This is a genomic window from Pseudomonas sp. C 49-2 (assembly GCF_003970195.1).
Lineage (GTDB): Bacteria > Pseudomonadota > Gammaproteobacteria > Pseudomonadales > Pseudomonadaceae > Aquipseudomonas > Aquipseudomonas canadensis.
Map to the genome: position 1 here is coordinate 58,509 of NZ_RXYG01000023.1, position 7,110 is coordinate 65,618.

6 protein-coding genes and 1 pseudogene are annotated in these 7,110 nt (G+C 59.3%); 4 read left to right on the forward strand and 3 right to left on the reverse strand.

Annotated elements, in window-relative coordinates:
• The first annotated feature begins 192 nt into the window (after positions 1-192).
• Positions 193-393 carry a ParD-like family protein gene (locus tag EJ576_RS28085; RefSeq protein WP_003190946.1) on the forward strand — a complete coding sequence of 67 codons (201 nt, stop codon included), beginning with the start codon at positions 193-195 and terminating at the stop codon, positions 391-393.
• On the forward strand, positions 393-1,148 hold the full coding sequence (gene map, locus EJ576_RS28090; RefSeq protein ID WP_126571638.1) for a type I methionyl aminopeptidase: 756 nt from the start codon (positions 393-395) through the stop codon (positions 1,146-1,148). The genes EJ576_RS28085 and map overlap by 1 nt, the downstream gene beginning before the upstream one ends.
• Positions 1,149-1,262: 114 nt before the next feature.
• Here the strand turns inward: map and EJ576_RS28095 are convergent, their stop codons facing one another.
• Together EJ576_RS28095 and EJ576_RS28100 are read right to left on the reverse strand one after the other, a co-directional pair.
• The gene (locus EJ576_RS28095) at positions 1,263-2,201 is read right to left on the reverse strand and encodes a magnesium transporter CorA family protein (protein ID WP_122727548.1); all 939 of its coding nucleotides are present in this window, start codon (positions 2,199-2,201) and stop codon (positions 1,263-1,265) included.
• A gap of 7 nt (positions 2,202-2,208) precedes the next feature.
• The gene (locus tag EJ576_RS28100) at positions 2,209-3,795 is read right to left on the reverse strand and encodes a RimK family protein (protein WP_122727550.1); all 1,587 of its coding nucleotides are present in this window, start codon (positions 3,793-3,795) and stop codon (positions 2,209-2,211) included.
• A 94-nt stretch (positions 3,796-3,889) separates the two neighbouring features.
• On the opposite strand from EJ576_RS28100, the pseudogene EJ576_RS28105 reads away from it, so the two are divergent.
• Positions 3,890-4,336, forward strand: a pseudogene (locus EJ576_RS28105) (GNAT family N-acetyltransferase); the annotation flags it as partial.
• Here EJ576_RS28105 and sfnG read toward each other — a convergent pair.
• A complete protein-coding gene (gene sfnG, locus EJ576_RS28110) occupies positions 4,335-5,420 on the reverse strand; it encodes a dimethylsulfone monooxygenase SfnG (protein WP_126571640.1) in 1,086 nt (361 codons plus the stop codon). The pseudogene EJ576_RS28105 and the gene sfnG sit on opposite strands and share 2 nt — an antisense overlap.
• Before the next feature lie 255 nt (positions 5,421-5,675).
• Here sfnG and EJ576_RS28115 point away from each other — a divergent pair, with 255 nt between their 5' ends.
• Positions 5,676-6,908, forward strand: a complete 1,233-nt coding sequence (locus tag EJ576_RS28115) for an acyl-CoA dehydrogenase family protein (protein WP_126571641.1) — start codon at positions 5,676-5,678, stop codon at positions 6,906-6,908.
• The last annotated feature ends 202 nt before the right edge of the window (positions 6,909-7,110 follow it).

Below are 7,110 nucleotides of genomic sequence, written 5' to 3' on the forward strand. Positions count from 1 at the left end.
GGCGGGTTTGGGTACAGCCGTGCGCTATCCCGCCAAATGAGGAATGGCGGTAATAATGCTTGGCTGGCTGCGAAAGGTTCGAAAGGTCATGCCGCGAAATTAACCGTCCCCGGCCGGACAAGTCAACAAAAGGTTTACTCATAGCATACGAAACGTATACGCTTTGTATATCAAACTAGCACAGTGAACCCCATGGGCATCGTCAAGATCACCGACCAACTGCACGAACAACTGCGCCTGGCCAGCGCTGCGATGGACCGTTCCATCAACGCCCAGGCCGAATTCTGGATCAAGATCGGCCTGCTCGCCGAGCTCAATCCCCACCTGCCCTACAATGAATTGATCAACAAACTGTTGCTGGACAAACCCGACCTGATCCGGGGGCGCAGTTGATGATCAAGACCACCGAACAACTCGCAGTCATGCGCGAATCCGGGCGCCTGCTGGCCCAGGTTTTCACCATGCTCGACGGTTTCGTCGCGGCCGGCCGCTCCACGCTCGAGCTGGACAGTGCCGTCGAAGCCTTCATCCGCAACGACCTCAAGGCCCGCCCCGCCAGCCTGGGCCAATACGACTACCCCTTCTCCATCAACACCTCGATCAACGAAGTGGTGTGCCATGGCATGCCCAGCGCCAAGGACATCCTCAAGGACGGCGACATCATCAACATCGACATCACCCTGGAAAAAGGTGGCTTCATTGCCGACTCCAGCAAGATGTACATGATCGGCAGCGTTACGCCCAAGGCCCAGCGCCTGGTCGAGAAGACCTTCGAAGCGATGTGGGCCGGTATCCGCCAGGTCAAGCCCGGCGCGCGCCTGGGCGATATTGGCCACGCAATCCAGAGCCATGCGCAAGCCAACGGCTACAGCGTGGTCCGCGAGTATTGCGGCCACGGCATTGGCCGGCAGATGCATGAAGAACCACAGGTCCTGCACTTTGGCCGTCCCGGCACCGGGTTGGAACTGCGTGAAGGCATGGTGTTTACCGTGGAGCCGATGCTCAACCAGGGCAGCTCGAAAGTACGCAGCCTCAAGGATGGCTGGACGGTGGTCACCAAGGACAACAGCCTGTCGGCGCAGTGGGAACATACCGTGGCGGTGACGGCGGATGGGTTCGAGGTCCTGACCCTGCAGCCCCCCTCCTGAACGACACAACCCCTGTGGGAGCGGGCTTGCTCGCGAATGCGGTGGGTCAGTTGATTAATGTCTGTCTGACACTCCGTATTCGCGAGCAAGCCCGCTCCCACAGGCGATCCGTGTTCACACGACATTCGAGCCGCCGGCTATACGCTTGAGCCCTAACACCATCAGCCCTCCTCCAAGCCCCATCGCCGCCAGAAACAACGGATACGACACCCACCACGGCGTCCCCGCCGTCATCATGCTGAACTCCGACATGCCACCGATGCTCGCAATCAGGTTCAGCGGCAGGAACACCACGTTGATCAAGGTGAGCTTGCGCAACAGGTTGTTCATGCTGTTGTTCATCAGGTTACCGCGAGCGTCGATCAGCCCGGAGAACACGTTGGAATAGATCTCCGCCTGTTTGTAGCACTGGTGGTTCTCGATGATCAGGTCGTCGATCAGCGCGAGTATTTGCGCACTGAAGTGTTCCTTTTCTGCATGATTGCGCAGCCGCGACAGCACCGCGCCGTTGCTGTGCAGCGCGTTGATGTAATAGATCAGGCTTTCGCTGAGGCTGAACATCTGCATCAGGTGGTGGTTGCTCATGGACGCATTGAACTGCTGCTGCAATTCCCGTGCGACCAGCTTGATCACCTTGAGGTGGCCCAGGTAGTGGTGAATGTTGTTGAGCAACAAGTCGAGCAATACATCCAGCGGCGTGTGCAACGGGCGGCGCTTGCCGAGGCCGGTCAGCGGGGTTTCGTCGGTGGCGATCACCAGCAGGCGGCCAGGCGAAAACAGCAGGCCGCAGGACGACACCTCGAACACCAGGTTGCCGCCACCGGAGTAGTTTTCCGGGCGTTTCCAGATCAGGAACAGATTGTCCGGGTGAAACTCGATGCGCGAGACCTCATCGGGGTCCAGCGCCGAGGCCAGGGCGTGCTCGTCGAGCTTGTGGTGGTCGCGCAGCCACTCGCGCTCGGCAAGGTCAGGATTGTTGAACAACTGAATCGGGGCGTCATCACTTTCCCCACTGTGCAACTTGCCATCGGTCAGTTGAAAACGCTGGATCATCGCCGGGTCACCAGACCTGGCCCTGACGCTTCAACTCCAGGCGCCGCACAAACTCCTCCAGCACCAGCCCATACAGATCGTCCTGCAAATAGGCATCTTCGATACCTGCGTCCAGGTTGGGGTTGTCGTTGACTTCGATCACCACCACCTTGTCGCCGGACTGCTTGAGGTCGACGCCGTAGAGGCCATCGCCGATCAGGTTGGCGGTCTTCACGGCCAGCTCCACCACCGCCTTGGGCGCTTCATGGACCGCCAGGGTACGGCATTCACCGTTGATGTCCTGGCCGATGGCCTTGTGGTTGTAGATCTGCCAGTGGCCCTTGGACATGAAATACTGGCAGGCAAAGATCGGCTTGCGATTAAGGATGCCGATGCGCCAGTCGTACTCGGTGTAGAAGAACTCCTGGGCCAGCAACAGCACCGAATGTTCGAACAACTCGGCAGTGGCCTTGAGCAAGGCTTCCTGGCTTTCTACCTTGATCACGCCGCGGGAGAAACAGCCGTCGGGGATCTTCAGCACCAGCGGAAACCCCAGGCGCTCGCCGACCCGTTCGAAGTCTTCCGGTCGCTCCTTGTAGAGGATTTCGGTGGCGGGCATGCCCAGTTGGTGACTGTTGAGCAGGTCGGTGAGGTAGACCTTGTTGGTGCAGCGCAGGATTGACGCCGGGTCGTCCATCACCACCAGGCCTTCGCTTTCGGCTTTCTTGGCGAAGCGGTAGGTGTGGTTGTCGACGCTGGTGGTCTCGCGGATCAGCAAGGCGTCGTATTCGGCCAGGCGCGAATAGTCCTTGCGCTCGATCAGCTCCACATCGATGCCCAGGCCCTTGCCAACGCGGATGAAATTATCCAGGGCCTTGGCATTGGAAGGCGGCAATTGCTCTTGAGGGTCGTGCAGGATGGCCAGGTCATAACGGGCCAGGCGACGTGAACGCGGCTGGCGCCAGATCTTGCGGCTGAAGTTATCCAGCGCGTGGGCGAATTGATCTTCCTGATCGTCGCGCAACTTGTGCAGCACGCCCGATTTAACGCCTTCAATATGCCAACCGTTATTCTTTTTAAAATCAACTAACAAGATCGGGCATGGAAAGGCTTCAAACAACTGACGAGCCAAGTCCTGCAACGGCTCTATATTGGTCCGACCAAAGTAAAGTGTCAGGGTAAAGCCTTCGGTATTGCTGTAAAGATGATGACTCAAGGCTTTATCGAGGGTTTTATCCAGGTCGTCCAAGGCTAGGCCGTACAGTGACTTCTTCGTCAGTTCGCTGATGGTGCGCACCGACGGAATCACCTTGTGCCCGCGGGCTTCGGCCAGCAGCGAGCAGTAATAACCATGCCCCAGGTACTTGTAGCTGCGGCACAGGTTGATCACCTGTACGCGCTTGCCACTCTCGTTTTCACGGGTCTGTTCCAGGTATTCCTGGGCGGTGACGATGTCTTCGCTGGGAAAGTAGGAGGCCCAATCTTCCTTGCGCTCGACAATGATCACAACTTGACTGCTAGCTTTCGGTGGTGCGGAAAAATAACTTTTATTAGTTATTGTCGCCGCGACGGTTTGCTCGGATACTTCACGCCAATGACCTTGTACCGCCGACATAATATTTGATCCGCTTTAGAGAACTCGACCTTTTCTATTAAGCACGATCTTTTAGAGAAGTCCCGTTTCGTTACGCAACTTTTACGGCGGTCATATGGCTCTTTGCTTTCGCGTTGCAACCCTCTTGGATGTGCCTGAATTACTGGCCTTGGAACAGCACTGCTTCACCACCGACAGGCTGTCACGGCGCAGTTTCCAGTGGATGGTCAGCCGCGCCCATGGCCAGTTGCTGGTGGCGGACAATGACAGGCAATTGCTCGGTTATGCGCTGGTGCTGTTGCGCCGTGGCACCTCGTTGGCGCGCCTGTATTCCATCGCCATTACCGAACCTGCGCGTGGCACGGGGCTGGGCAAACAGTTGCTGAGCCGCGTTGAAGCTATCGCCGTGGCGCAGGGTTGCACGCGCCTACGCCTGGAAGTACGCACCGACAACCCCGGCGCTCTCAGCCTTTATGAGCGCAACGGTTATCGGCGCTTTGCCCTGATCGACGCCTATTACGAAGACCACACAGCAGCGCTGCGCCTGGAAAAAAAACTGCTCACGCCACCTGCTTGATCGCCGCCTTGGCTTCCAGCTCGCGCACCAGTGGCAACACACGCTTGCCGAAGTACTCGACTTCTTCCTGGAAGTGCAGGAACCCCGCCAGCACCAGGTCCACCCCCACCGCCTTGAGCGCGACGATGCGCTCGGCGATCTGTTGCGGCGTGCCGATCAGGTTGGTCTTGAAGCCATCGTTGTATTGCACCAGGTCTTCAAAACTGGACTTGGCCCAGTTGCCCTCGCCTTCCGGTGAGGCCTTGCCCGCCTGTTTGGCTGCATCACCAAAGGCGTTGACCGCTTCCGGGTCGGCCTTGTCGATGATTTCCGCCAGCACGGCACGGGCTTCTTCCTCGGTGTCGCGGGCGATCACAAAAGCGTTCACCCCCACTTTCACCGTATGGTTGTTGGAGGCAGCCTTGGCGCGAATATCGTCGACCTGAGCCTTGATGCCTTCCGGGGTGTTGCCGTTGGTGAAGTACCAATCCGAAACACGCGCCGCCATGTCTCGCGCGGCCCGTGAGCTGCCGCCCTGGAACACTTCCGGCTGGCCCAGCGGCTTGGGCTTGAGGGTGTAGTTGTTGAAGCGGTAGAAGTCGCCCTTGAAGGTGAAATCATCCTGGGTCCAGATACCTTTGAGGGCGCGGATGAACTCTTCGGAACGGCGATAACGCTCATCGTGCTCCAGCCAGTGTTCGCCGATGGCCTGGAACTCGCCCTTGAACCAGCCGCTGACGATATTCACTGCGATACGGCCGTTGGTGAGCTGGTCGATAGTCGCCAGTTGCTTGGCCGCCAACGCCGGTTGCCAGGGGCCTGGCAGGATCGCGGCGATCACCTTGAGCGTGGTGGTCGCGGCCAGCAGCGCATGGCTGAATGCCACGGACTCATGCTGGTTTTCGGCACCGTAGCCCGCGGTGAAGCGGATCTGGGTGAGGCCGTATTCGAAGCCGGCGGCCTCCGCCAGTTGCGCCAGTTTGCGGTTGTAGTCGATGCCCCAGTGGGTGCGTTGTTCGATCTTACTGACCACCAACCCACCACTGACGTTGGGCACCCAGTAGGCAAATTTCACGGCTTGCTGACTCATCTCGCGTTTCCTCGCACAAAGGGGATGTACCCAGGGCTTGAGCAGCAAGCGTGCCAGGCCGGGAAAACGCCCGGGCCAGGGGCGTTGCACGCAATACTGCGTGCCGGCGTCGATGTCGCAGAGTGTACGGGTTTGTCGATCAGCTGTTGCCAGGGCAACAGTGGCTGAGCGCTTTGGCCCGTAAATACGGGCGCCGATACCCGGCACGGAGTATGCAATCTCCCCTGCATTGATCACTGCCCAGGAACCTTGCCCATGACCGAACAACACGTCATCAACCCGCTGTCCACTGGCGTCGACTACTCGACCTTGGCCGCGCGCTTCCGCCCGATCTTCCAACGCATCGCCGACGGCGCTGTAGAACGCGAACAGTCCCGCACCCTGCCCCATGAACCGATCCAGTGGCTCAAGGAAGCAGGCTTTGGCGCAGTACGCGTGCCGGTGGAATATGGCGGCGGCGGTGCTTCCCTGCCGCAGCTGTTTGAACTGCTGATCGAATTGGCCGAAGCCGATTCCAACGTACCCCAGGCCCTGCGCGGGCACTTTGCATTTGCTGAAGATCGTCTGAACGCCCCGCCCAGTGCCGGCCGGGATCTGTGGTTCAAGCGGTTCGTGGACGGCGATATCGTCGGCTGCGCCTGGACCGAGATTGGCAACGTGGCGATCGGCGATGTGGTCACCCAGGTCAGCCCTGACGGCGATGGCTGGAAGCTCAACGGAGAGAAGTTCTACAGCACTGGCAGCATCTTTGCGGACTGGATTGATGTGTATGCCCAGCGCAGCGACACCGGTGGTGATGTGATCGCCGCCACCCGCGCCCGTCAGCCTGGGGTGGTGCACAGCGATGACTGGGACGGCTTTGGCCAGCGCACTACCGGCAGCGGCACGTCGCGCTTTACCGATGCGGTGGTGGATGCGGAAAACGTCATCGACTTTGCCAGCCGGTTTAAATACCAGACGGCGTTCTATCAGTTGGTGTTGCTCGCCAGTTTGGCGGGGATTGGGCGTGCGGCCTTGCGCGATGTGACGCATCAGGTGCGCAGCCGTAAGCGCATCTACAGTCATGGCAATGCGGCGCATGTGAGCCAGGATGCGCAGGTTCAACAGGTGGTCGGGGAAGTGGCGGCGCTGGTGTATGCCGCTGAGGCGAGTGCGCTGAGGGCGACGCTGCCGGCGCAACGGGCGTATTTGGCGCGGTTTGGGGGGGATGATGCTGCTGAGCGTATAGCCAATGTGGCTGCAGAGATTGAGTCGGCTACGGCGCAGGTGGTGGTGTCGGGGTTGATTCAGCGGGCTACCAGTGAGTTGTTTAATGCACTGGGGGCTTCGGATGTGCGGCAGGGTAAGGCGCTGGATCGGCATTGGCGGAACGCGCGGACGGTGTCGTCGCATAATCCGGTGATTTATAAGGCTCGGATTGTGGGGGATTGGGTGGTTAATGGGGTGGAGCCGCCGTTTGTTTGGCAGATTGGGAATGGGCGGGGTTGAGTTGTGGGTTTGATTGGGGGCATATCCGTTATTTAGGTGATGGCTGGTATTGGTTCCGCCCTTACGGCGGCTCACTTTTGAAGAGCCGGAATGCCGGCCCAGTCAAAAGTAAGCAAAACGCTCTTGCCCCAACACTCGGCACCTCGCCTAGGCTCGGTGTGCCCGTAATCCGACAGTGATTTGGGGGGCCGCCTAAGATCAA

Excerpts from the sequence above, each read along its gene's own strand:
- EJ576_RS28085 (WP_003190946.1), top strand. The coding sequence starts at position 193 with ATGGGCATCGTCAAGATCACCGACCAACTGCACGAACAACTGCGCCTG.
- map (WP_126571638.1), top strand. The coding sequence starts at position 393 with ATGATCAAGACCACCGAACAACTCGCAGTCATGCGCGAATCCGGGCGC.
- EJ576_RS28095 (WP_122727548.1), bottom strand. The coding sequence starts at position 2,201 with ATGATCCAGCGTTTTCAACTGACCGATGGCAAGTTGCACAGTGGGGAA.
- EJ576_RS28100 (WP_122727550.1), bottom strand. The coding sequence starts at position 3,795 with ATGTCGGCGGTACAAGGTCATTGGCGTGAAGTATCCGAGCAAACCGTC.
- sfnG (WP_126571640.1), bottom strand. The coding sequence starts at position 5,420 with ATGAGTCAGCAAGCCGTGAAATTTGCCTACTGGGTGCCCAACGTCAGT.
- EJ576_RS28115 (WP_126571641.1), top strand. The coding sequence starts at position 5,676 with ATGACCGAACAACACGTCATCAACCCGCTGTCCACTGGCGTCGACTAC.